Source organism: Nonomuraea cavernae (genome assembly GCF_014646355.1).
Lineage (GTDB): Bacteria > Actinomycetota > Actinomycetes > Streptosporangiales > Streptosporangiaceae > Nonomuraea > Nonomuraea cavernae.
Map to the genome: position 1 here is coordinate 260,172 of NZ_BMNH01000001.1, position 23,063 is coordinate 283,234.

Here is a 23,063-nt window from a genome sequence, read left to right on the forward strand (position 1 = left end):
TTCGCGGACGACCTGGTAGCGTCCTCCTCACATGCCGGAAACATGGAGATCACGGATGAGTGACGCCCCCCAGCGGCCGCCACACGTGGCGGCCGGCACCCCCAATGTCGCCCGCATGAACGACTACTTCCTGGGTGGCAAGGACAACTTCGCGGCCGATCGCGAGGCCGTCGACAAGGTGCTCGCCCTCGCCCCGGAGGCCAGGCTCATGGGCGAGGAGGTCCAGGCGTGGCGCGACCGGGCCGTCCGCCACCTCGTCGGGCGGGGCGTCAGGCAGTTCGTCCACGTCGGCCCGTGGCTGCCCACCGACCACCACCTGCACGAGATCGCGCAGTCGCTCGCCCCCGACAGCCACGTCGTCTACGTCGCCGACGACCCGGTCGTGCTCAGCCACTCGCGGGCGATCCTCGCCACCAACGAGCAGACCGGCGTGGTCGAGGGGGGCGTCCTTCGCCCCGGCGAGCTGATCGACGACCCCGGCCTGCGGCGGCTGATCGACCTCGACCGGCCGGTGGCCGTGCTGATCGTGGGCTCACTGCAGTACATCCCCGACTCCGACCAGCCGTTCGAGAACGTGGCGCGGCTGTGTGAGCGGCTGCCGGCCGGCAGCTACCTCTGCCTCACCCATGCCGTGTTGGACACCCGCCCGGACATCGCGGAGCAGGTCGCCGACATCTACCGGGAGGCGCTCGGCCGCCCCGACGGCGGCCCGCGCACCCGCGCCCAGGTCGCCCGCTTCTTCGACGGGCTCGAACTCGTCGATCCGGGCCTGGTCTACGTCCGCCAGTGGCGGCCGGAGACACCGGTGTCGGAGGAGGAGGCGCGGAAGGCGTGGGTCGTCGCCGGAGTCGCCCGCAAGCCGGAGCCGGGAGCGCGCGACCTCGGCTAGATCAGGCCGAGGGCCAGCATCGCGTCGCCGACCCGGCGGAAGCCGTCGATGTTGGCGCCCGCCACGTAGTTGCCGGGCATGCCGTACTCGTCGGCGGTCTCCAGGCAGCGGCCGTGGATGTCGCGCATGATCTCCTGGAGCCGGTGCTCGGAGAACTCGAAGGTCCAGGAGTCGCGGCTGGCGTTCTGCTGCATCTCCAGGGCGCTGGTCGCGACGCCGCCGGCGTTGGCGGCCTTGCCCGGCCCGAAGGCGACCCCCGCGTCCAGGAACACCTTGATGGCCTCGGGCGTGGTCGGCATGTTGGCGCCCTCGCCGACCGCCAGGCAGCCGCCCTCGACCAGGGCCGCGGCGTCGCGGCCGGTGATCTCGTTCTGCGTGGCGGACGGCATCGCCACCTCGCAGGGCACCTCCCACACGCTGTGGCCCGGCACGAACACGACGTGGTCGCCGCGGCGGGCGGCGTAGGCGTCGAGCCGGCCGCGCTCGACCTGCTTGATCTGCTTGAGCAGCCGCAGGTCGATGCCCTTCTCGTCGATGACGTAGCCGGAGGAGTCGGAGCAGGCGACCACCAGGCCGCCGAGCTGCTCGACCTTCTCGATGGTGTAGATGGCGACGTTGCCGGAGCCGGAGACCACGACCCGCTTGCCGCCGAAGGAGGTGCCGCGTGCCTTCAGCATCTCCTCGACGAAGAAGGCGCAGCCGTAGCCGGTGGCCTCGGTGCGGACCTGGGCGCCGCCGTAGGCGAGGCCCTTGCCGGTGATCACGCCGGACTCGTAGCGGTTGGTGATGCGTTTGTACTGGCCGAACAGGAAGCCGACCTCGCGCCCGCCGACGCCGATGTCACCCGCGGGCACGTCGGTGTATTCGCCGATGTGGCGGTAGAGCTCGGTCATGAAGCTCTGGCAGAAGCGCATGACCTCGCGCTCGGACCGGCCCTTGGGGTCGAAGTCGGAGCCGCCCTTGCCGCCGCCGATGGGCAGGCCGGTCAGGCTGTTCTTGAAGATCTGCTCGAAGCCGAGGAACTTCACGATGCCCAGGTAGACGGACGGGTGGAAGCGCAGCCCGCCCTTGAACGGCCCGAGCGCGCTGTTGAACTCGACCCGGAAGCCACGGTTGATGTGGACCTCGCCCTGGTCGTCCTCCCACGGCACCCGGAAGATGATCTGCCGCTCGGGCTCGCAGATGCGCTCGATGATCTTGGATTGCGCGTATTCGGGGTGCTTGCCCAGGACCGGGCCGATGCTCTCCAGCACCTCGCGCACCGCCTGGTGAAACTCGATCTCACCGGGGTTGCGGCGGAGGACGTTGTCATAGATCGACGACAGTTTCTCGTGCAGCACGGATTCTCCCAGCTCATTCCCGGTTCATCTCACTCTAGGGGGTGCTCGGAACCGCTCGGCTCCGGGGGTCCGGATCATGATCCCCCATGGCTCAGAAGCGGCGGGCGTGTCCCGCCTCGGCCGCGGCCGCCGGGCTGCCCGGCCAGTACTCGATGGCCCCGCCCGCGTGGTCCAGGCGGATCGTGAGCATCGTGCGCCGGCGGGCGGGTTCGGGCAGCCGGGGGTCCTCGCGCATGCAGATGGGGGCCCCGGCACCGGCCTCGCCGCAGAGCCGCCCGGCCAGCTCAGGCAGGCCGCCGTCCGAAACGCCGTCCGAAACGCCGTCCGGGACGCCGGCGGCGAGCGCCTTGTCCAGGTGCTCGTAGCGGGGCAGCGAGGTGCTGGTCGGCTGCCGGACGTCGGCGTCGCGGAACTCGGCGCCGAGCAGGTGGTTGGTCCGGATCAGCCAGCCGTCCGCCCGCACCGGGATCACCACCGCGCCGGCCGGGGTGAGTTCGATCGAGACCGCCTCGGCTGCCGGGGCGACGGCGGTCACGGTGATCGCGGTCGAGGCGCTGACCCGGGCCGAGCGGGCCAGGTCGACGGCCTCACGCACGGTGCCGGCCTCGTCGAGGATGCGGCGGGCGATCGCGTGCACGGGCACGCCGTCCCCGGAGCCGTCGGCGCGATGGTGCAGGAAGTTGAAGTTGGCGCCCAGCCCGGCGCTGTTGAGGCCGATCTTCGCCAGCATGCCCGGCTCGGTGAACGTCTTGACCCAGCGTCCGGGCGCCGGCGAGTAGCGCCAGAGCGCGGCGTCGGGCACCAGGCGGGGGTGCCAGTCCCAGGTCTGGAAGGCGACCGGCGGACCGCCTGCCGCGCCGGCCCGCACCACCGTGGAGCACTCGCCGTCGCCCTGGGGCGGCGCGACGGCGAGGATCTCGGTACGCGAGTTGAGCAGCCCCAGCTCGACGACCGTGATCCCGGCCCCGGCGGCGATCGACTCCAGCTCGTCGCCCAGCGCGGGATGCCAGGCGAAGAGGGCCTGGCAGGACTTCTCGGCGACGGCGGCGCTGGTCTCGGGGGCGATGCCGAGCTGGAGGTAGTGGCGCCGGTAGGCGGCGATCGCCGCGTGGATCCGCGAGGCCCACACCCGCCCGAACTCCCGTCCGCGCTCCGGCGAGCCACGCCCCCTGCTGTCGTGCTCGTGCAGCCGCACAGCCGTCCTCCCTCGACGCGCTCAGTCCGCCGGGGGGCCGTGGGCGGCCCGCGACGTGCTCCCGTCGAGGCCACGGGCCCAATATCTCACGGGCCCTAACCGAGGGCCCTAACCGAGGGCGTGGTCGAGGTTGAAGGCCGCGCTGATCAGCGCGAGGTGGGTGATGGCCTGCGGGAAGTTGCCGAGCTGCTCGCCGGTGTGGCCGATCTCCTCGGCGTACAGGCCCAGGTGGTTGGCGTACGTCAGCATCTTCTCGAAGGCCAGGCGGGCCTCGTCGACGCGGCCGGCGCGGGCCAGCGCCTCGACGTACCAGAACGAGCAGATCGAGAACGTGCCCTCCGGTCCCCGCAGGCCGTCGGGGCTGATCTCCGGGTCGTAGCGGTAGACCAGCGAGTCGGAGACCAGCCCGTGGCCGAGCGCGTCGAGGGTGGACAGCCACTTGGGGTCCGTCGGCGAGACGAACTTGGCCAGCGGCATCATCAGGATCGAGGCGTCCAGCACGTCCTCGTCGAACTGCTGGACGAACGCCCCGAGCTCGGCCGACCAGCCGCGCCGCATGATCTGCTGGTAGATCGCGTCGCGGGCCTCGCGCCAGCGCGGGATGTCGGCGGGCAGCCCGCGCTGGATCGCCACCCGCATGGCGCGTTCGATGGCCACCCAGCACATCAGCCGCGAGTAGACGAAGTTCCGGCGCCCGCCGCGGGTCTCCCAGATACCCTCGTCGGGCTGGTCCCAGTGCAGGCAGACCCATTCGACCAGGGTGCAGAGCTCGTCCCAGCGGTCGCTGGCGATCGGGTCGCCCCACTTGTTGTAGAGGTAGATGGAGTCGATGAGCGCCCCGTAGATGTCGAGCTGGAGCTGGTCGGCCGCGGCGTTGCCGATCCGCACCGGAGCGGAGGCCCGGTAGCCCTCCAGGTGGTGGAGCTCCTCCTCGGGCAGGTCGCTGCGGCCGTCGATGCCGTACATGATCTGCAGCGGGCCGGTGCCGCTGTCGCTGCTGAGCGGCACGTGCGCGGACAGGAAGCCCATGAAGGACTCCGCCTCGTCGGTGAAGCCCAGCCTGAGCAGCGCGTAGACGCAGAACGCGGCGTCGCGGATCCACACGTAGCGGTAGTCCCAGTTGCGCTCGCCGCCGATCCGCTCGGGCAGGCTGGTCGTCGGCGCGGCGACGATCCCGCCGGTCGGCGCGTAGGTGAGCAGCTTCAGCGTGAGCGCCGAGCGGTGCACCACCTCGCGCCACCGGCCTCGGTAGCGCGAGGCCGACAGCCAGCGCCGCCAGTAGCGGACCGTGGCGGCGAACTCGCTCTCGGCCTCCGCGAGCGGGCAGCCGCGGGCTGAGAGGCCGTCGCCGACCCGGTCGAGCGCGAACACCGCCTGTTCTCCCTCGCCGAGGGTGAACCGCGCCCGCGCGTCCTGCCCGTCGGTCTCGATCGGCACGCTGGAGCTCAGGGAGAGGGACAGTGCCGGCGACTCGAACAGCAGACCGCCGGTCTCCTCCCGCACGGTGTGCGGCTGCCTCGCGTAGTCGAAGCGGGGCGCCACCCGGGCGCGGAACGGGAGCGTGCCGCGGACGCAGGACACCCGGCGGATCATCCGGTGCCGGTCGGCCTCGCGCGAGTCGTCCGCGACGGGCATGAAGTCCTGGATCTCGCCCACCCCGTCGTCGGCGAAGAACCGGGTGATGAGGACGTTGGTGTCGGGGAAGTAGAACTGCTTGGTCCGGGCCGGGGTGTCGGCGGCCAGTTCGAACGAACCGCCCCGGTCGGCGTCGAGGATCGAGGCGAACACGCTGGGGGCGTCGAAACGCGGGCAGCAGTACCAGTCGACGGTGCCGTTCGTCCCCACGAGCGCGACGGTCCGCAGGTCGCCGATGAGGCCGTGGTCGCCGATCGGCAGGTAGCGGGACTCGCCGGCGTGGCCGGGCTCACCAGCAGTCATGACCGCCCTTTCTCCCTGTCTGTCCCTAAAGGTCTGTCCCTAAAGGTCTGCCCCTCAAGGTATGCGGGTCCGGCCTGGCGCTGGATCTGGCGTACGTCAAAGGCGGGCAGATCTTCCACTTGCCGGTCTTCTCCGGATTTGAGACCAGACATCTCTTGTGTGAGCGATTCCCTAGGCGTATGGGGGTAGAAAAGGTACAGTGCAGGCGAGAGAATTACAGTTTCGGCCGGGGATGAATACGTGATGCGCCAGGCGGAGGAGGGTTCCAATCCCGCTGCGAGCGACCCGGCGTCCACGCTGATCCACCAGGCGCTGCTTTACGACGGCATCGAGACGTTCGCCGCCGCGGCCGCCCGCTTCTGCCTCGACGGCCTCGCGCGGGGCGACAGGATCATGGCCGTGGTCACGCCGCCGAACATCGAGGCGCTGGAGGACGTCCTCGGCGCCGACGCCGCGCGGGTCGAGCTCGTCAACGCTCTCGAGTGGTACGACGCGCCGGGCCGCACGCTCGACGCCTGCGGTCGCTACGTCAACACCCACCAGCTCGACCACCCTCGCGTCCGAATGCTCGGAGAGCCGGTCTGGCGAGGGCGCGACCGGGCGCAGGAGGCGGAGTGGACCCGGTACGAGTCCATGCTCAACGCGGCCTTCGCCGGCAGCCCGGTGTGGATCATGTGTACCTACGACACGCGGGCGCTGCCCCGCCACATCGTCGACGACGCCCGGCGCACCCACCCCGAGCTGGTCACGGGACACGGCACGACCGTCAGCCCGGCCTACACCGAGCCGTCGGAGTTCGGCCACTCCAGGGACCTGCTGCCGCTGCCGCCACCGGGCCAGGACTACGGCACCAGACACGTGTTCGACGCCGACCTCCGCCTCCTGCGGCAGTACGTGACCGCGTGGGCGGCGGCCGGCGAGCTGCCCGCCGAGACGGCCGACCGGCTGGTGATCGTGGTCAACGAGGTGGCCGCCAACGCGGTCGAGCACGGCGGCGGGCGCGGCGACATCCTGCTGTGGACCGAGGACGACTCGATCTGCTGCGACATCCGCGACGCGGGACGGCCCGACGGCGAGGGGTTGGAGCTCTTCGCCGGCTACCTGCCGCCCACCTCGGCGACCGCCCGCGGCTACGGCCTGTGGGTGGCGCGCCAGCTGTGCGACCTGGTGGAGGTGCGCACCGGCCAGGCGGGCACCCAGGTACGGCTGCGCCTTCGCCGCACCTGACATCCGGGACCCACGAGGCAGGGGTGAGCGCATGCGAGTCGTGCTGATCGGCGCCAGCGGCCACATCGGCACCTACCTGGTGCCCCGGCTGGTCGACGCGGGCCACGACGTGGTCACGGTGAGCAGGGGCAAGCGCGAGCCGTACACTCCGCACGGCGCCTGGCAGCGGGTCACGGCGGTCACCGCCGACCGCGAGGCGGAGGAGGCCGACGGCACGTTCGGCCGGCGCGTCGCCGACCTGGAGGGCGACGCCGTCATCGACCTGATCTGCTTCCGCGAGTCCAGCGCGCGCCAGCTCGCGACCGCGCTGACCGGCCGGGTCCGCCACTTCCTCCACTGCGGCACGATCTGGGTGCACGGCCCCAGCACGCGGGTGCCCACCACCGAGGACCGGCCGAAGCGACCGATCGGCGAGTACGGCAGACAGAAGGCCGCCATCGAGTCCTACCTGCTCGACCGGGCCCAGCGCGACGGCTTCCCGGCCACGGTCATCCACCCCGGCCACATCACCGGCCCCGGCTGGGTGCCGGTCAACCCGGCGGGCAACGTCAACCCCGCCGTGTTCCAGGCCCTGGCCGACGGGGCCGAGGTCGTCCTGCCCAACCTGGGCATGGAGACCGTCCAGCACGTGCACGCCGACGACGTGGCCCGGCTGTTCATGGCGGCGCTCGACAGTCCGTCGGTCGCCGTGGGCGCCGGCTTCCACTCCGTGGCCACCACCGCCCTGACGCTGCGCGGCTACGCCGAGGCGGTGGCTGGCTGGTTCGGGCAGGAGGCGCGGCTCGCCTACCTGCCGTGGGAGCAGTGGCGCGGCACGGTGTCGGAGGAGGACGCCCGCGTCACCTACGACCACCTCGCGCACAGCCCCCACTGCAGCATGGAGAAGGCCGAGCGGCTGCTCGGTCACCGGCCGCGCCACACCTCGCTCGAAGCCATCGCCGAGGCCGTCGACTGGCTCGTCGCCTCGGGCGTCATCACCCGCTGACCGGCCGGCGCACCGTCAGCGCCTGTCCAGTGGGTCGAGCCGCTCGGTCCGGGGCTCCACCGCCGTCGCGAGGAGCGGCAGCATGACCTCGACCCGGGTCCCGGCGTCCGGCACCCCGCTGACGACGCAGATGCCGCCGAGTTCGGCGGCGCGTTCGCGCATCGAGCTGAGGCCGACGCCGGCCCGCCGCTCCTCGGGCAGGCCGCGGCCGTCGTCGCTGATCAGCACCCGCAGCACCGACCGCTCCCGCTGGAGGACGATGTCGGCGCGGGTCGCGTCGGCGTGCCGGCGGATGTTGGTGAGAGCCTCCTGGACGATCCGGTAGACCGCCACCTCGACGGCCGCCGGCAGGTCGGACAGGTCCCCGTCGACCGCCACCTCGATCTCGGTGCCGGGTGAGGACTGCCCGGCGAGCGCCCGGACGGCCCGGGCCAGGCCGAGGTCGTCGAGGGCGGGCGGGCGCAGGCCGTAGACCAGCTCGCGGATGTCGCCGGCGACCGCGTCCATGCCGGAGCGCAGGTCCCGCAGCAGCGCGTCGGCCGACTCGGGCGACTTCTTCAGCCTGCTCCGGGCGATGTTGATGGTCATGGCCATGGCCGACAGGGTCTGGCCGAGCCCGTCGTGCAGGTCGCGCCGCAGCCGGCGGCGTTCCTCCTCGCGGGTGGACAGGATGCGTTCCCTGGAACGTTGCAGGTCGGCCGCCATGCGCACCGCGTGGGCCACGTCGGCCGCGTACGGGGTGAGTGTGGACAGCACCCGCTCGTTGTGGGCGGCGGGGAAGCGGCGCGGGCCCGGCGGGCCGACGAGCAGCCGGCCCACCATCTCGCCGTGCCAGACCAGCGGCACCTCCCGGGGATCTTCGCCCACCCGGCCGTTCTCCACGTAGCGGGGCTCGCCGTCGGTCACCTCCACGGCGACGCCCTCGACCGCCAGGCCGTCGCGCAGCACGCTCACCACCGAGGTCAGCGCCTCGGCGGGGTCGCCCCGCCGCACCGCCTGCGTCAGCCGCTCGGCCAGCACGCGGGGATCGCCGACCCTGCCGTACAGCAGATGGTCGACCAGCCGTTGCAGCAGGCGCCGCAGCGGCTGGAAGAACGCGCCCGCGAACAGGGCGGAGGCGAGCCCGGCGAGCTGGTCGTAGCCGGAGAGCACGAGGCTGGACAGCGCGCCGACGCCGAAGTAGACGGCGCTGATCACGATCAGCAGCCCGGCCGCCACGAACGTCCGGCTGATCACGGTGTCGATGCCGTAGAGCCGGTAGCGCGTCACCGCGAACGCGACGGCGACCGGGATGAGCCCCGCCCAGATGATCGCCGGCCACGCCAGCACCGGCACGAACTGGCCCAGGATCAGGAACACGATGTAGCCGGTGAACGCGAGCAGCGGCCAGCCGATCTGCCGCCTGCCGATCGGGTCGGCGCGCTTCAGGCGCAGCGCCAGGGACAGGGCCGACAGCACCATCGCGGTGTAGATGAACGTCCAGGCGAGCGTGAAGATGAGGCGGTCGTACGGTGCGATCGCGGGGAGCTGGAGCACGTTGGGGATGACCGCGGGGAACGGATAGACCTCCAGCGGCGGATCCGGGCGCAGGAGCGCGCGCAGCGACGCGACGGTGAGGGCGGCCCCGCCCAGCACCAGGACGAGCCGCCAGCGCGGCGAGGGCAACCGGCCGACGGGCGACCACAACGGCAGCAGCATGGTCAGCGTGAAGCCGCACACCGCCCAACCGGCCTGGCCCGGAAACTTCAGCCACGAGGCCAGGACCAGTTCCCCGTCGGCGGCGGCCCGCAGCATGAGCGCCTGCGAGACGTCGCTGATCGCACCGCCCAGCCCGCCCACGGACATCAGCCACGCCATGTTCAGCCGGGGCCGGTGGTAGATGAGGAACGCGCCGACCGCGGGGAACGTCAGGGAGACGGCCGACTGCGGGGTCACGGTGGCGCCGGCCGGTGTCCACGCCTCGGGCAGCCTGGCCCAGATCACCAGCGCGGTCACGGCGAGCGCGGGGGACACCACGGCCATGACGACGGCCACGACCCGCGCCGGAGTGACTCCGACGTCGTCGGAGCTCTGGGGCATCGTCATCAGCGGGCCGTTCCGGCGGGCGTGCCGATGCCTGATAACGTGGCACACCCGGCGATCATGGCGAATCTGGCCATCCTGGTCCTGTCTCTTCAGTGTGCGGCGCGGCCCACTGGACAGGATTATGACGCTTTTATCGTAATAATTCCCCCAGTTAGGCAGACAAGGTCTGTGCCGGTTCCCCGAGAACGCCTTCACCCCGACTGGCCGGCCCACCGGCCGATGATCGCGGCAAACGGCATGCCCTCGTCGCGGCGCAGGTGGAGCGGCTGCCCGGCGAAGGTGGAGTGTTACCGGACGATTGCGATCCACACGTGCCGGGACAGGGGGGCGACTGGATCGTCAAGCTTCCCGACCGGCGCCTTCGCGAGGTTCCAGCCAACGAGTACTCCATGCTGACGTGGGCAGGGCTCGCGGCTCTCCCCGGCCTATGACTTCGTCTCCGTTTCGTCCTACGACGACTTCCGCTCGGAAACGCTGGCGTTCGCCGTGAACGGCGGCAAGGTGGCGAAGCTCGTCACCATGGACAATTTCCGGAGACTCGCGGGCGGTGCCGGTCTCGACGCGGATCTGGTAGCGAGTGTCGTGCGCGGGACCGTGGCCGCAATGGTGGACACCTGGCCACAGGTCAAGGCCGAAGCAGAGGTCCCTTCTTTCGTCGCCACCCATATCGAACAGCGACTCGGCACACTGCCGCTCATCGCCGACGCGAGACGATAGCGGGAGTTTGCAACCGCCCTACGATCTACGAATGTGACAGCAGCTGATTGCTCGACGGCGAGGCGGCAAGACCGCTCCGAGGTCAGGTCCGTTCGCGGATGACGCAGATGCGAATCCTCGGCATGATCTCCGGCACCTCCCACGACGGCATCGACGTCGCCGTGGTCGACTTCGGCCTGGCAGGCGGCACGCTCACCGGCACGGTGGAGTTCACCGCGAGCACACCGTACCCGCCGGAGCTGCGCGCCCGGCTGGTCGCGGCGCTGCCTCCGGCGCCGACGACGCTCGCCGAGGTGTGCGTCCTCGACACCCTCATCGGACAGAGCTTCGCCGACGTCGCGGCCGCGGCGATCGACGAGGCCGGCCCGGTCGACCTCGTCGTGTCGCACGGCCAGACGGTGTTCCACTGGGTGGACGAGGCGCACGCGCTCGGCACGCTGCAGATCGGCCAGCCCGCCTGGATCGCCGAGCGGACGGGCGCTCCCGTGCTGTCGGACGTACGGATCCGCGACATCACGGCGGGCGGCCACGGCGCCCCGCTGGTCTCCGTGCTCGACGCCCTGCTGCTCGCCGGGCACCAAGGGGTCGCGGCGGCGCTCAACCTGGGCGGCATCTCCAACATGACCGTGGTGCGCGGCCCTGACGACCTCGTCGCCTACGACATCGGGCCGGCCAACGCGCTGGTCGACGCCGTCGTGTCGAGCAGGGGGCTGAGCGAGCGGGGCTTCGACGAGGACGGCCGGATCGCCGCCTCGGGCCAGGTGGACGAGCGGCTGCTCGACGTGCTGCTCGACGAGCCCTACTACCGGCTGCCGACGCCGAAGAGCACCGGCAAGGAGCTGTTCCACCTCGCCTACGTCGAGGAGGCGATCGCCAGGTCGGGCCGCCGTCCCGGTGACGCCGACCTGGTCGCGACCCTGACCGAGCTGACCGTCCGCACGGTCGCCCGCGAGGTGCTGGCCTCGGGCGCTGACCTGCTCGTCGTCTCCGGCGGCGGCGCCCGCAACCCCGTGATGACGAACGGCCTGCGCGAGGCGCTCCCCGGCGTGCGACTCACGTTCACCGACGAGTACGGCGCTCCGGCGGACGAGAAGGAGGCGATCGCCTTCGCGCTGATCGGCTGGTGCACCGCCCACGGCCTGCCGGGCACCGTGCCCGCCGGGACCGGCGCGCGCGCCGCCCGCGTCCTCGGCACGCTCACGCCCGGCGCGGAACCGCTCGTCCTGCCCATGCCGATCACCGACCGGCCGCGGTCGCTCACACTGCGCCGATGAGCCCACGAGTGGCGACGGGCGGGCGGGTGCGGGCGACCTGGCGCCGCCGGCGGCGTGAGACCCGGCGGCTGAGACCAGGGGGCGTCTTCCCCGATGGCCGTGCTGACGACGCGCCGCCGGTCGCGTACACGCCTGTGGCGGAACGAACTTCGGCCGTGTAGCCGGCGAGCGGAACCCCTGGCCTGGAAATTCCGAAAGAATCCCATGGTGGAGTCAGGAGCGAACGGCGCCGACGACGCGGGACCCGGCTACGGCATCGGAGCGGTCGCGCGGCGGCTCGGCGTGCCCGCGCCCACGTTGCGCACCTGGAACCAGCGCTACGGCCTGGGACCGAGCCGCCGCAGCCCGGGCGGTCACCGGCGCTACGACGAGGGTGACCTGCTGCGCCTGGAGGAGATGAACCGGCTGATCAAGTCCGGCATCGCGCCCGCCGACGCGGCCGCCCAGGCGCTGCGCCTCTCCCTGCCCTCCCCTCCCGCGGAGGCTCCTGCCGGGCCGCGGGGGGTGGCGGTGCCGTCGATGGCGCGGCTGGCGCGGGCGGCCGACGCGCTCGACGGCCCCACCGTCGCCGCCGCCGTGGCCGCCGCACTCGACAGCCGCGGCGTGCGCTGGACCTGGCAGGAGCTGGTGCTGCCGGTCTTCGACCGGATCTGCCGCACGCAGGCGCGCACCGGCTCGGGCATCGACGTCGAGCACCTGTTCTCCGACCGGCTGCTCGCCGAGCTGCACCGCTACGCCGAGCGCCACCCGGTGCCGGTGACCGGCAGGGCCGTCCTGCTGGCCTGCGCCGAGGACGAACAGCACAGCCTGCCGGTGCACGCGCTGGCCGCCGGGCTGGCCGAGCGGGGCGTCGACGCGCGGACACTGGGCGCGCGGGTGCCCAACTCGGCGCTGGCGACCGCGATGCGCCGGCTCGGGCCGGCCGTGGTGTTCGTCTGGTCGCAGCAGGAGACGACCGGTGATCCGGCCCCGCTCGCGGCGCTGCCCGCGCTGCGGCCTCCGCCCCGGCTCGTCGTGGGCGGAAACGGCTGGTGGGAGCCGCTGCCGCGCGGGGTCGTACGGGTTCACAGCTTCGACGAAGCCGTCTCGGCCGTGCTGGACGCACTGGACTGACCTTTCCGTGACCGGTTGCGCGGACTCACTTGCCTCTGTTTGAATAAGTTTTGAGTAACTTATTTGGGAGGGTGCCGCCGTGGGGGCCGACCAGGTTTCCGAGATCTACCGCACCCATGCGCCCTCCGTGCGGACGTACCTGCGCAGGTTCGTCCCCTCGCAGGACGTGGACGACATGCTGCAGGTGGTCTTCACCGAGGCGTGGCGCTCGCGCGACCGCTACGACCCCGGGCGCAGCCCGCGCGCCTGGCTGCTGGGCATCGCGCACAAGCGCGCGGTCGACCACCTGCGGCGCAGAAGGCCGCACACGGTCCCGCTCGACGACGCGGCCGAGCCCGCCGGAGACGACGGGCGAACCGGCGCCACCACGCTGGCCGAGCGTGACCGCCTGCACCGTGCGCTCGCCGAGCTGCCCGTGGCCCAGCGTGAGGCGATCGTGCTGGCCTACTACGCCGGCCTGAGCCAGCGGGAGATCGCCGAACGACTCAGCATCCCGCTCGGCACGGTCAAGGCCAGAACCTCCCGTGGCCTGCACCGGCTGGCGACGCTCCTGACCTGACCCGAGAGGAAGCCGTTGATCATCAGTTCTTTACGCGCCCCCGGACGCCTCGATACCGGCGATCGGGCACGGGTGTGAAACAGATGCGAAGCGTTCGCGACGGAGGAGTGGCATCCATGACCGCGGTGACTTCTCGGGCCGACACCGTCCGCGAGCTGATCGACGACCGCCTGGAGAAGTTCCTCGACAGGCAGGGCGACGGGCTCGCCTTCCTGGGACAGGACGCCGAGCCGCTGCGCGACTTCCTGACCGGCTTCGTGCGCGACGGCGGCAAGCGGCTGCGGCCGTCGTTCGTCTACTGGGGACACCGGGCGGCCGGCGGCACGGACGACCGGCTCGACGCGGTCCTGGCGGCGGGCTGCGCCATCGAGATCATGCACGCGGCGGCGCTGCTGCTCGACGACGTCATGGACCAGGCGGACGCCCGGCGCGGCCGGGTCAGCGCGCACCTCGCCCTGGCCGACCGGCACCGGGAGTCACGCTGGCAGGGCGATCCCCGCCGGTTCGGCGAGTCGGCCGCGATCCTGCTCGGCCTGCTGGCCTTCACCTGGGCCGACGCCGCCCTGCTCGACACCGGCGACGACCTCGGCCCGGCGCTGGAGGTCTTCACCCTGCTGCGCCAGGAGGCGATCGGCGGCCAGTACCTGGACCTGGCCTGGACCGCGCGCGGCACGGTGGGCGTGCGGCAGGCGGCGCACATCTCGGTCTACAAGACGGCCAAGTACACCATCGAGCGGCCGCTGCACCTCGGCCACGCCATCGCGCGGGGCACCCCGGAGACCCGGCGGCGGCTGAGCTCGTACGCGATCCCGCTGGGCGAGGCGTTCCAGCTGAGGGACGACGTGCTGGGCGTGTTCGGCGACCCGGCCGGCACCGGCAAGCCCGCCGGGGACGACCTCCGGCAGGGCAAGGCCACCTACCTCCTCGCGCAGACCCGCGCGCGGGCCGGGCGCGACGCCGCGCTCCTCGACCACCTGCGTGACGAGGACGACCTCGCCGCCGCGCGCGAGCTGATCGTGTCCTGCGGCGCCCTGGCGGCGGTCGAGGAACGCATCGCCGAGCTGGTCGGCGAGTCCACGGCCGCGCTGGCGGTCGCCCGCGAGCTGCCGGCCGACGCCGTGGTCGCCCTCGCCGACCTCGCCGGCCTGGCCACCGAGAGGACGTTCTGATGAGCCGGCACGCGCCCGTGGTGGTGGTCGGCGCCGGCCTGGGCGGCCTGGCCGCCGCCGTCCGTCTCGCCGCGGCCGGTCGCGAGGTGACCGTGGTCGAGGCGGCCGACGGCCCCGGCGGCTGCTGCGGCACCGCGAGCGCCGGCCCGTACCGGTTCGACACCGGCCCGTCGGTCCTGACCATGCCGGGCGTGCTGGCCGACACGTTCGCCGCCGCCGGCGAGGACCTCGCGTCCTGGCTGCCGCTGCGCCGCCTCGACCCGGCCTATCGGCTGGCCTTCCACGACGGCTCCCACCTGGACATCGTGTCCGAGCGGGAGGAGATGGCCGAGCAGGTGCGACGACTCTGCGGCCCGGCCGAGGCCGGCCGTTACCTCGCCTACCGGCGGCGGCTCGGTGAGCTGTTCGAGGCGGAGTGGCCCGCGTTCATCGACGCCGACATGACCCGGGCGCGCGCTCTGGTCCGGCCGCTGACCCTGCTCAGGCTGGCCGCCCTCGGCGGCTTCCGGCGGCTCGACCGGCTCGCCGCCGCCCACCTCACCGACGAGCGGCTGATCAGGGCCCACACCTTCCAGGCCCTGTACGTGGGCCTGTCACCGCAGCGGGCACTCGGCATCTACGCGGTGATCGCGCACATGGACACCGTCGGCGGCGTCTACTTCCCCGAGCGGGGCGGCATGCACGCCATCCCGCGCGCGCTGGCCGCCCTGGCCGAGAAGAAGGGCGCCTGCCTGCGCTACGGGGTGCGCGCCAGCCGGGTCGAGGCGGACGGCGACGGCGTCACGGGGGTACGGCTCGACGGGGGCGAGTGGCTGCCCGCGAGCCACGTGGTGGTCGCCTGCGACCTGCCCGCCGCCCGCGCGGCCCGGCTGCTGCCCGAACGGGCCGTCGACTGGCGCTGGCGCCGCCCCCGCTTCTCGCCGTCCTGCCTGGTGCTGCACGCCGGGCTCGACCACGAGCTGCCCGACCAGGCACACCACACCGTGCACTTCGGGCGTACCTGGAAGGAGACCTTCAGCGCCCTGGAGAACGGGCAGCCACAGCCGGACCCGAGCCTGCTGATCACCTGTCCGCGCGACGCCGACGCCGCGCCCGCCGGGCACGCCACGCTCAGCGTGCTGGAGCCCGCCCCCAACCTGACGGGCGCCGACTGGCGGCGGCTCCGGCCCGAGCTGGAGCACCGCCTGCGCGAGCGGCTGTCCGGCCTCGGCTACGGCACCCTGTCCGACGCCCCCGGCCTGGTCCTGGACCCGCCCGCCTGGCAGCGGCTCGGGCACAGCGCGGGCACCCCGTTCGCACTGGACCATCGCTTCACCCAGACCGCCTGGTTCCGCCCGTCCGGCATGGCCAGGCGGGTTCCCGGGCTGCACTTCGCCGGCATGTACACCGCTCCGGGAGTGGGCGTGCCGCCGGTGCTGATCTCCGGCCGGCTGGCCGCCGACCGCATCCTGGAGGCCGCGCGATGACGCTCACCGCCAGCTACGAACGCTGCCGCCGGCTGCACGCCGGCTACGGCCGCTCCTACTACCTGGCCACCCGCCTGCTGCCCGCGTGGAAGCGGCGGCACGTGCACGCCCTGTACGGCTTCGCCCGCCACGCCGACGAGATCGTCGACTCCTTCCTCGTGACCGGCGACCGGGCGGGCGCGCTCAACACGCTGGCCGCCGAGGTGGCCGCCGGGCTGGCGGGCGAACGGGTGCGCGACCCGGTGCTGCCCGCCTTCCTGCACACGGTCCGCTCCTTCGGCGTCGCCCGCGACGACATCGACGCCTTCCTGCGCGCGATGCGCGCCGACCTGTCGGTGACCCGCTACCAGAGCTACGACGACCTGCTCGGCTACATGGAGGGCTCGGCGGCCGTCATCGGCACCATGATGCTGCCGATCCTGGAGCCCGTGTCCGGCGCGGAGGCGCGGGCCCGCGAGCCCGCCCGCCAACTCGGCCTGGCCTTCCAGCTCACCAACTTCCTCCGCGACGTGTCAGAGGACCTCGCCAGGGAGCGCGTCTACCTGCCGCAGGAGGACCTGGCCAAGTTCGGGGTCGAGGAGGAGGACCTGCGCCGGGCGCACGCCGGGCCCGCCGTACGAGAGCTGCTCGCCTTCGAGGCGGACCGGGCGCGCGAGCACTACCGCGCCGCCGCCGAGGGCATCGAGCTGCTCGTGCCCTCCTCACGGCCGTGCGTGCGCGCCGCCGTGGAGCTGTACGGCGGCATCCTCACCGAGATCGAGCGCGGCGGCTACGACGTGCTGGCCCGGCGGGCACGGGTGCCGCGCCGCCGCCGGGTCGTCACCTTCGCCCGCCACCTGATCGCCTCGGCCTCGACCGGCCGGGCCGAACGCCTGCTGCGGCTGGAGCCATCTTGACGGGAACCACCGACCCGGGGATCACCAGGACCGGGGCCGCCGTCACGGGGGCCGCCGTCACGGGGGCCGCCGTGATGCCGACCGTCGTGATGCCGACCGTCGTGGTGGACGCGATGGGTGGCGACCACGGCCCGGCCGAGACCGTGGACGGCGCCGTGCGCGCCTGGCGCGAACACGGCGTGCCCGTGCTCCTCGTCGGCCGCGAGCCGCTGCTGCGCGACCGGCTGAACCGGCTCGGCGCGGCCCGCGACGTCGGCGTGGTGCACGCGCCGGACGCCGTCCCCATGGCCGAGCCCGGCGCGCGCGCCGCCGCCAGCGCCTCCTCCAGTCTCGTGATGGGCTGCGACCTGGTGCGGCAGGGCGCGGGAGGCGCCTTCGTGTCGGCCGGGTCCACCGGAGCGGTCGTCGCCTGCGCCGTGCGCGGGATCGGCCGGGCCGAGGGCGTCCTGCGGCCCGCGCTGGCCGTGGCATTGCCGTCCCTGGGAGGCGGAGCCAGCGTGCTGGTCGACGCCGGGGCGACCGCCGACCCCACACCGGAGATGGTCGGCCAGTTCGCGCTGCTCGGCGCGGCGTACGCGCGGGTCGTGCTGGGCGTCGCCGACCCGGTGGCGGGGCTGCTGTCCATCGGCTCCGAGCCCGGCAAGGGCAACCGGCTGGCCCGCCGCGCCGCCGAGATCCTGCCCGGCCTGCCGGTGCGCTTCCACGGCAACATCGAGGGCCACGACGTGCTCGCCGGCACCGTGGACGTGATCGCCACCGACGGCTTCACCGGCAACGTCGTGCTGAAGAACGTCGAGGGCACCGTACGCGCCGCGCTCGCCATGGTCGCGGACTCCGGGATCGCCTCGCCCGCCCAGCTCGCCGGGGTGGCGGCCCGCTACGACCCGCGCACCCACGGCGGCGCCGCCCTGCTCGGGCTCAAGGGCACCGCGGTCGTGGCCCACGGCTCCGCCACGGCCGCCACCATCGCCCGCGCCTGCGTGGTGGCCCACGACCTGGCCCGCGCCGACGTGGCGGCCCGGATCACCTCACAAGTCGCAGCGCCTCTCGCCACGGAGCCGGTGCCGTGACCAGATCACCCGCTCCCGGTGCCGGTGCCGGTGCCGGTGCCGGTGCCAGATCACCCGCTCCCGGTGCCGGTGCCGGTGCCAGATCACCCGCTCCCGGTGCCGGTGCCGGTGCCAGATCACCCGCTCCCGGTGCCGGTGCCGGTGCCGGTGCCAGATCACCCGGTCCCGCTCCCGGTGTGGGTGCCGACGCCGAAGCCGGCGAGGGGGTCGGCGCCGTTCCAGGCGCCCTGGCTTCCGTACGGGGTGAAGCGGGCGAACAGCTCCTCGCCGTACCAGTCGTGGGCCCGTACGCGGGTGATGACCGTCCGGTGGTCGGCGGTGCGGTAGGCGAAGTCGCGGACGGCGTGCGCGTCGCGCCACAGGGAGAAGGTGGCCTGGCGGGCCAGCGGCCACTCGCCGATGCCGACCGAGGCCAGCAGTCCCTCCTGCTCGCGCAGCGCCTGGTCCACCGCCGGAACCGCACGGTAGAACGCCGCCAGCCGACCGATCCGGATCGACGCCCGCGTCAGCACCGCCACGGGCCCGGCCGCGTCCTGTCCGACGGCCCCGGCGAGACCGGTTGCATCCTGTCCGGCGGCGCCGGGCGATGTCACCCCAGCGGCGACAGTGGGCCGCCCGGCCTGGGTGAAGGGGGCGAACGGGTCGATGCCGCCCCAGGCTCCACGGGCGGCCAGCGGGCGCAAGCGGACGTGCCAGGACTCCCGCGCCTCGTCCCGCCAGCGGCCCGCGATCGGCGAGCGCCGCAGGAAGTCGTCCAGGTCCGGCTCACCACGCCAGACCGCGAACAGGGCCCAGCGGCGCAGATCGGCTCCCAGCGACATGCTCGGGCCCCGGCCGGTGCCCAGCAGCCGCCAGAACCGCAACCCGCCGATGCTCCGCAGCACCGGCCGGTCGAAGGCCATGTGGCGCATCGCGCCGACGGTGTCATATCGGATGAGGTGGAACGAAGCGATGGTCGCTGTGCTGGTGTCGCTCATCGGTGGCTACCTGGCCGGCTCGGTGCCGGTCGCCCTGCTGGTCGCGCGCGCCCACGGGTTCGACCCCCGGGAGGTGGGCGACCGCAACCCGGGCTTCTGGAACATGAAGGAGCAACTGGGCTGGCGGGCCGCGGTGCCGGTGTTCGCCGGTGACACGCTGAAGGGCACCGCGGCGGGGCTGCTCGGCCTGTTCGCCGGAGGCGGGCACGTCGGCGAGTGGGCGGTCGTGGTGCCGCCGAGTGTGCTGCCCGTGTACGTGGCCGTGGCGGGGGCCATGCTCGGCCACGCCTGGCCGGTGTTCGCCGGGTTCCGGGGCGGTCGCTCGATCCTCGCCTTCGCCGGGGGTGTCGCCGTCATCTGCCTGCCCGCCTTCCTGCTGGCCGTTCTGGCGCTGGTGCTCGTCTCCCTGGTGACCCGGTCGTTCGCCGTAGGTGCCAGGGTCGCCGTGTTCGGTGTGCCGGTGTTGCACCTGCTGTTCGTCCCCGCCCCGCAGGTGGCCGCGACGGGCGCGCTGCTCTGTCTCATCGGCCTGCGCTTCGGGCAGGCCGCCCTGGCCTCGCAGCGCCCCTGACCGCCGGCGGGTAGGTGCGGCCCCGCCAGGTGCGGACCGGGCGCAGCGTGGCCTGCGTCAGGCGGACCGCCGTGGCGGGGTCGAGCAGCGGTGAGAGCCACAGGCCGACGCCGGGCCGGGTGTAGCTGCCGCGCAACGCCCCGGCCAGCAGCCACCGTACGGCCAGCAGCGCCAGGTCGAGCCGGGACGGGCGGCCGATCGCCAGCCGCAGCACGGGCAGCGCGGCGGTCAGCCAGACGACCGCCAGATCGGCCGCCTGCCAGCCGGGCCCGGTCACGTCCCGCAGCGGCAGCGACCGGCCCCACTCGCGCCAGAGCTCCGCCGTCGAGTCGTGCATGTCGACCTCCAGCAGCGCCCCCGCGTCGAGGAACGCGACCGACCAGCCCTCACCCGCCAGATGGCGGGCCAGCGCGACGTCGTCGGTCATCCGGTCGCGCACCCGGGCGAACCCGTCGGCCGCGAGCATCCGCTCACGCCGGAACGCCATGCACTGGCCGTTGGCGACCGCGCGGTGCGGCGCGGGCGGAGTGGCCGGGCCGATGGGGCCGAACCGGTAGACCAGCGTCGCCAGCATCGACGCGTGCGACGCCTGCTCCAGGCCGCCGTCGCAGCTGAACCGAGGTCCCACGGTGACCAGGTCGCGGCCGTCGAGCGCGGCGGCCACCGCTCCGAACAGGCCAGGGTCGGGCCGGGCGTCGGCGTCCAGCGTGATGACCACGTCCCCCCGCGCCGCGGCCACTCCCTGGCGCAACGCCCACTGTTTGCCGACCCACCCGGCGGGCAGCGGGGCGCCGGTGACCACCTTGGCGCCCAGGGACGCGGCCAGCGCCGCCGTGCCGTCGGTCGAGCCGTCGTCCACGACGATCACCTCGTCGACGTACGGGTCGGCGAGCGCCGCCCGCAGGCACGGCCCGATCCGCCGCTCCTCGTCCCGCGCCGGCACCACCACGGAGATCCCCTCGCCCCGGCCCTCCTCCTCACGTGGCGGCACTCCCGCAAAGATCCCCCGGTCGGCCCGCCCGATCCGGGCCGCCTCGCCGGGCGCCTTCATGGCCCGCGCCCGAACCTCACCGGACAGCCGGTCGTCAGCGGGTGGCGTGGCGGGACGCAGGGGCGGCAGGCGGTCGCGGCCTCGGGCGAGACGGGCGGCGACGACGACGGCCGCGACGGCCTGGGCGACGACAAGCGGCCGAATCCTCACCGGCCCCCCCTTTCGTCGACAGCCCGAGCGACCGATCGGCCCTCCGGTTCGCCGTGAGCCCGACCGCCCGATCGGATCTCCCCGGCCACGCGAATCCGGGAGCCCGGTCGGTCATCACGTCTCGGCGACGCCGCCGTGGGGAAGTCCTGGGCGACGAGCCCGGCCACGATGCGGGCGCCCAGGGTGACCATGGGCAGGCCGCCGCCGGGGTGGGCGGAGCCGCCCACGAGGTAGAGGCCGCGCCGGGGGCCCCGGTTGCCGGGCCGCAGGAACGGCGAGAGCGTCCCGTGGGTGGCGGCGCCGTAGATGGCTCCGCCCCAGGCTCCGTAGCGGTCGCGCAGGTCGGCGGGGGTGAAGGTGTCCACGAAGCGCAGCCGCCCGGCCAGGTCGTGGCCGCGCTCGGCGAGCCGTTCCAGCACGAGATCCCGGTACGACTCCACGGACACCGGCCACCGCCCCGGATCGCGGGCGGGCACGTTGACGAGCAGGACCTGGTTCTCGGCGCCGTCCGGCGCCTGCGACGGGTCGTCGACGGCCGAGCAGCCGATGTAGACGGTCGGGTCGCGCGGCGGCACGCGGCGTTCGAAGATGTCGGCGAACTCCTGCCGGTAGTCGGCGGAGAAGACGATCGAGTGGTGCGCCAGCCCGGGGGTGCGGCCTTCGACGCCGGCCAGCAGCAGCAACACCGACGAGGACCGGCCCAGCCGGGCGATCCGGCGCAGCCGCCGCCGGTGCGGCAGCAGGTCGCCGTACAGGCTCGCGGCGTCGGTGTTGGCCACCACGATGTCGGCGGGCACCCGCTCGCCACCTGCCAGCCGCAGCCCGGTGACGCGGTCGCCGTCGGCGGTGATGGCGGCCACCGGAGCCGACAGGTGCACCTCGACGCCCGCCTTGTCCAGCAGCGCCGCCAGGTCGTCGGCCAGCCGGGGCAGGCCGCCGGGCACGTACCAGCCGCCCTGGCCGTGCTCCAGGGCGGGGATGCAGCCGAGCGCGGCGGGCGCCCGGTGCGGGTCGGAGCCGGCGTAGGTGGCGTAGCGGTCGACGTACTGGACGAGGCGCGGGTCGCGGAAGTGGCGGCGGGCCAGGCCGTGCAGGGTGCGGCCGGGCGCGACTGCGAGCAGGTCGGCCGGACGGGCCTGCTCGGGAGGGCGGGTGAGGGGTCCGGCGAAGAAGGTACGGCCGGCGGCGGCGAGGCAGCGGCCGGCCCACGCGTGGAAGGCCCGCCAGGCGGCGCCCTCCCCGGGGGCGAGGCGGTCGACCTCGGCGGCCATCTCGGCGGGGTCGCGCCGGGCGGTCAGCCGGGAGCCGTCGGCGAACCGGTAGCGGCACAGCTCGGCCGGTTCGATCAGCTCCCGTTCCAGCCCGAGCTCGCGGAACACGTCCGGCATGGTGAGCAGCGAGGGGCCGAGGGAGAAGGTGAACCCGTCGCGACGGTGCTCGGCGAGCTTGCCACCGAGCCGGGGCAGCCGTTCGTACAGCCGGACCTCGTGGCCCCACCGGGCCAGCAGGAGCGCGGCGGCCATGCCGCCGAAGCCGCCGCCCACCACGGTCACCGAAGCCACAGCCGCCTCCATCCCAGCGCCGCGAACGTGCCCATCGCCACCCCTCCCACTGCCGCGACGAGCGGATCGGGCGGCTGGAACACCGCCGCGAAGCCGAGCGTCTCCATCGCGGCCATCGTCGTGTACAGCGCCGGCAGCCCGGCGCGGGCCGGGCGGTCGGGCCCGGCGATCCGCCGGACGACCACCATGACCAGTAGGGACACCAGAAGCCAGCCGGCCAGGTTGCTCAGCGGGACGCCGCGGTAGGGGCCCGGCTCGGCCCACACCCACAGCCCCAGCCGCAGCATCTGCGGGTCGAGGAACAGGTCCCACGCGGTCAGCGCCAGCGCGCCGACCACCACGCCGGCCCGCCCTCCGACGGTGGCGCCGATCCCGTACGCGGCCAGCCCCATGCCGCCCCAGGCCAGCGCCACCACCAGCGGCACCCCGCCGACCTGCGGCCACAGCGCGCCGGTGTAGTGGTAGGCGCCGAACGGGAACCCGGTGTGGACGCCGACCAGCTCGGCCAGGTAGCCGACCGCCACCGCCGCGCCGAAGGCGGCCACGGCCCGCGGCCGGCCCAGCGCCGCCGCCGCGAAGCCCACGGCGCTCACCGCCAGCAGCGCCACGACGACACCGGTGAACGGCAGCGGGTCGTCGCTCAGCCCGGACATCACCTGGGCGGCGACCATGGCGCACAGGAACACCGCGCCCAGCGCCTGACCCAGCGCGGGCCGGGTGACGGGTGCATCGCGAAGAGCGTCCATGTCCTGATCCTTCGGATCCGGGCGGCGCTCGGTTGCGTCGCATCCGGGTCGCTTCCATGCTCTCCAGGCGTTGTGCGGGGGTT

Annotated in this window: 20 protein-coding genes; 12 read left to right on the forward strand and 8 right to left on the reverse strand. The window is 73.6% G+C overall.

What is annotated here, in order from left to right; genetic code table 11:
* The first annotated feature begins 55 nt into the window (after positions 1-55).
* The gene (locus tag IEY82_RS01215; RefSeq protein ID WP_189122054.1) at positions 56-889 is read left to right on the forward strand and encodes an SAM-dependent methyltransferase; all 834 of its coding nucleotides are present in this window, start codon (positions 56-58) and stop codon (positions 887-889) included.
* Here the strand turns inward: IEY82_RS01215 and gdhA are convergent.
* From gdhA to IEY82_RS01230, 3 genes are all read right to left on the reverse strand, one after another.
* Positions 886-2,229 (reverse strand): NADP-specific glutamate dehydrogenase, encoded by a 1,344-nt coding sequence (gene gdhA, locus IEY82_RS01220; protein ID WP_189122055.1) that lies wholly within the window; start codon positions 2,227-2,229, stop codon positions 886-888. The genes IEY82_RS01215 and gdhA overlap by 4 nt on opposite strands.
* A 91-nt stretch (positions 2,230-2,320) precedes the next feature.
* On the reverse strand, positions 2,321-3,424 hold the full coding sequence (locus IEY82_RS01225) for a C45 family autoproteolytic acyltransferase/hydrolase (RefSeq protein WP_189122056.1): 1,104 nt from the start codon (positions 3,422-3,424) through the stop codon (positions 2,321-2,323).
* A gap of 108 nt (positions 3,425-3,532) precedes the next feature.
* Positions 3,533-5,362: a glycoside hydrolase family 15 protein gene (locus IEY82_RS01230; protein ID WP_189122057.1), complete on the reverse strand. Its 1,830-nt coding sequence runs from the start codon at positions 5,360-5,362 to the stop codon at positions 3,533-3,535.
* Between the two features lie 243 nt (positions 5,363-5,605).
* Here IEY82_RS01230 and IEY82_RS01235 point away from each other — a divergent pair, with 243 nt between their 5' ends.
* Together IEY82_RS01235 and IEY82_RS01240 are read left to right on the forward strand one after the other, a co-directional pair.
* On the forward strand, positions 5,606-6,589 hold the full coding sequence (locus IEY82_RS01235) for an anti-sigma factor RsbA family regulatory protein (RefSeq protein ID WP_225262136.1): 984 nt from the start codon (positions 5,606-5,608) through the stop codon (positions 6,587-6,589).
* 31 nt (positions 6,590-6,620) lie between these two features.
* Positions 6,621-7,574 carry an NAD-dependent epimerase/dehydratase family protein gene (locus IEY82_RS01240; RefSeq protein ID WP_189122059.1) on the forward strand — a complete coding sequence of 318 codons (954 nt, stop codon included), beginning with the start codon at positions 6,621-6,623 and terminating at the stop codon, positions 7,572-7,574.
* Positions 7,575-7,589: 15 nt separating this feature from the next.
* On the opposite strand, the gene IEY82_RS01245 is transcribed toward IEY82_RS01240, so the two are convergent.
* A complete protein-coding gene (locus IEY82_RS01245; protein WP_225261944.1) occupies positions 7,590-9,659 on the reverse strand; it encodes a sensor histidine kinase in 2,070 nt (689 codons plus the stop codon).
* Between the two features lie 486 nt (positions 9,660-10,145).
* Here IEY82_RS01245 and IEY82_RS01250 point away from each other — a divergent pair, with 486 nt between their 5' ends.
* The 8 genes from IEY82_RS01250 (at position 10,146) to plsX (ending at position 17,923) form a co-directional block, all read left to right on the forward strand.
* The gene (locus IEY82_RS01250; RefSeq protein ID WP_189122060.1) at positions 10,146-10,376 is read left to right on the forward strand and encodes a hypothetical protein; all 231 of its coding nucleotides are present in this window, start codon (positions 10,146-10,148) and stop codon (positions 10,374-10,376) included.
* A gap of 98 nt (positions 10,377-10,474) precedes the next feature.
* A complete protein-coding gene (locus IEY82_RS01255; protein WP_308015905.1) occupies positions 10,475-11,650 on the forward strand; it encodes an anhydro-N-acetylmuramic acid kinase in 1,176 nt (391 codons plus the stop codon).
* Between the two features lie 204 nt (positions 11,651-11,854).
* The gene (locus IEY82_RS01260) at positions 11,855-12,763 is read left to right on the forward strand and encodes a MerR family transcriptional regulator (RefSeq protein WP_189122061.1); all 909 of its coding nucleotides are present in this window, start codon (positions 11,855-11,857) and stop codon (positions 12,761-12,763) included.
* Between the two features lie 79 nt (positions 12,764-12,842).
* Positions 12,843-13,322, forward strand: a complete 480-nt coding sequence (locus tag IEY82_RS01265) for an RNA polymerase sigma factor (RefSeq protein ID WP_225261946.1) — start codon at positions 12,843-12,845, stop codon at positions 13,320-13,322.
* A gap of 116 nt (positions 13,323-13,438) precedes the next feature.
* Complete coding sequence (locus IEY82_RS01270; protein ID WP_189122062.1) at positions 13,439-14,491, forward strand: polyprenyl synthetase family protein; 1,053 nt, start codon at positions 13,439-13,441, stop codon at positions 14,489-14,491.
* On the forward strand, positions 14,491-15,957 hold the full coding sequence (gene crtI / locus IEY82_RS01275; protein ID WP_189122063.1) for a phytoene desaturase family protein: 1,467 nt from the start codon (positions 14,491-14,493) through the stop codon (positions 15,955-15,957). Before IEY82_RS01270 ends, crtI begins: the two co-directional genes overlap by 1 nt.
* Positions 15,954-16,853: a phytoene/squalene synthase family protein gene (locus tag IEY82_RS01280; protein ID WP_189122064.1), complete on the forward strand. Its 900-nt coding sequence runs from the start codon at positions 15,954-15,956 to the stop codon at positions 16,851-16,853. Before crtI ends, IEY82_RS01280 begins: the two co-directional genes overlap by 4 nt.
* 74 nt (positions 16,854-16,927) lie before the next feature.
* On the forward strand, positions 16,928-17,923 hold the full coding sequence (plsX, locus tag IEY82_RS01285) for a phosphate acyltransferase PlsX (protein ID WP_189122534.1): 996 nt from the start codon (positions 16,928-16,930) through the stop codon (positions 17,921-17,923).
* Between the two features lie 155 nt (positions 17,924-18,078).
* Here the strand turns inward: plsX and IEY82_RS01290 are convergent, their stop codons facing one another.
* Positions 18,079-18,900 (reverse strand): spheroidene monooxygenase, encoded by an 822-nt coding sequence (locus IEY82_RS01290; protein WP_225261952.1) that lies wholly within the window; start codon positions 18,898-18,900, stop codon positions 18,079-18,081.
* On the opposite strand from IEY82_RS01290, the gene IEY82_RS01295 reads away from it, so the two are divergent.
* Positions 18,875-19,471, forward strand: coding sequence for a glycerol-3-phosphate acyltransferase (locus IEY82_RS01295; RefSeq protein ID WP_189122065.1), 597 nt, complete (start codon positions 18,875-18,877; stop codon positions 19,469-19,471). The genes IEY82_RS01290 and IEY82_RS01295 overlap by 26 nt on opposite strands.
* On the opposite strand, the gene IEY82_RS01300 is transcribed toward IEY82_RS01295, so the two are convergent.
* The 3 genes from IEY82_RS01300 to IEY82_RS01310 are packed head-to-tail and all read right to left on the reverse strand — an operon-like array spanning position 19,422 to position 22,980.
* Positions 19,422-20,672 (reverse strand): glycosyltransferase family 2 protein, encoded by a 1,251-nt coding sequence (locus tag IEY82_RS01300; protein WP_225261954.1) that lies wholly within the window; start codon positions 20,670-20,672, stop codon positions 19,422-19,424. The two genes, IEY82_RS01295 and IEY82_RS01300, sit on opposite strands and share 50 nt — an antisense overlap.
* The gene (locus IEY82_RS01305; protein ID WP_225261956.1) at positions 20,669-22,234 is read right to left on the reverse strand and encodes a phytoene desaturase family protein; all 1,566 of its coding nucleotides are present in this window, start codon (positions 22,232-22,234) and stop codon (positions 20,669-20,671) included. The genes IEY82_RS01300 and IEY82_RS01305 overlap by 4 nt, the downstream gene beginning before the upstream one ends.
* On the reverse strand, positions 22,222-22,980 hold the full coding sequence (locus tag IEY82_RS01310) for a carotenoid biosynthesis protein (protein WP_189122067.1): 759 nt from the start codon (positions 22,978-22,980) through the stop codon (positions 22,222-22,224). The genes IEY82_RS01305 and IEY82_RS01310 overlap by 13 nt, the downstream gene beginning before the upstream one ends.
* Positions 22,981-23,063 lie beyond the last annotated feature (83 nt).

Excerpts from the sequence above, each read along its gene's own strand:
- IEY82_RS01240 (WP_189122059.1), top strand. The coding sequence starts at position 6,621 with ATGCGAGTCGTGCTGATCGGCGCCAGCGGCCACATCGGCACCTACCTG.
- plsX (WP_189122534.1), top strand. The coding sequence starts at position 16,928 with ATGCCGACCGTCGTGATGCCGACCGTCGTGGTGGACGCGATGGGTGGC.
- IEY82_RS01260 (WP_189122061.1), top strand. The coding sequence starts at position 11,855 with ATGGTGGAGTCAGGAGCGAACGGCGCCGACGACGCGGGACCCGGCTAC.
- crtI (WP_189122063.1), top strand. The coding sequence starts at position 14,491 with ATGAGCCGGCACGCGCCCGTGGTGGTGGTCGGCGCCGGCCTGGGCGGC.
- IEY82_RS01255 (WP_308015905.1), top strand. The coding sequence starts at position 10,475 with ATGACGCAGATGCGAATCCTCGGCATGATCTCCGGCACCTCCCACGAC.
- IEY82_RS01295 (WP_189122065.1), top strand. The coding sequence starts at position 18,875 with ATGGTCGCTGTGCTGGTGTCGCTCATCGGTGGCTACCTGGCCGGCTCG.
- IEY82_RS01230 (WP_189122057.1), bottom strand. The coding sequence starts at position 5,362 with ATGACTGCTGGTGAGCCCGGCCACGCCGGCGAGTCCCGCTACCTGCCG.
- IEY82_RS01215 (WP_189122054.1), top strand. The coding sequence starts at position 56 with ATGAGTGACGCCCCCCAGCGGCCGCCACACGTGGCGGCCGGCACCCCC.
- IEY82_RS01280 (WP_189122064.1), top strand. The coding sequence starts at position 15,954 with ATGACGCTCACCGCCAGCTACGAACGCTGCCGCCGGCTGCACGCCGGC.
- IEY82_RS01270 (WP_189122062.1), top strand. The coding sequence starts at position 13,439 with ATGACCGCGGTGACTTCTCGGGCCGACACCGTCCGCGAGCTGATCGAC.
- IEY82_RS01290 (WP_225261952.1), bottom strand. The coding sequence starts at position 18,900 with ATGAGCGACACCAGCACAGCGACCATCGCTTCGTTCCACCTCATCCGA.
- IEY82_RS01310 (WP_189122067.1), bottom strand. The coding sequence starts at position 22,980 with ATGGACGCTCTTCGCGATGCACCCGTCACCCGGCCCGCGCTGGGTCAG.
- IEY82_RS01245 (WP_225261944.1), bottom strand. The coding sequence starts at position 9,659 with ATGACGATGCCCCAGAGCTCCGACGACGTCGGAGTCACTCCGGCGCGG.
- IEY82_RS01235 (WP_225262136.1), top strand. The coding sequence starts at position 5,606 with ATGCGCCAGGCGGAGGAGGGTTCCAATCCCGCTGCGAGCGACCCGGCG.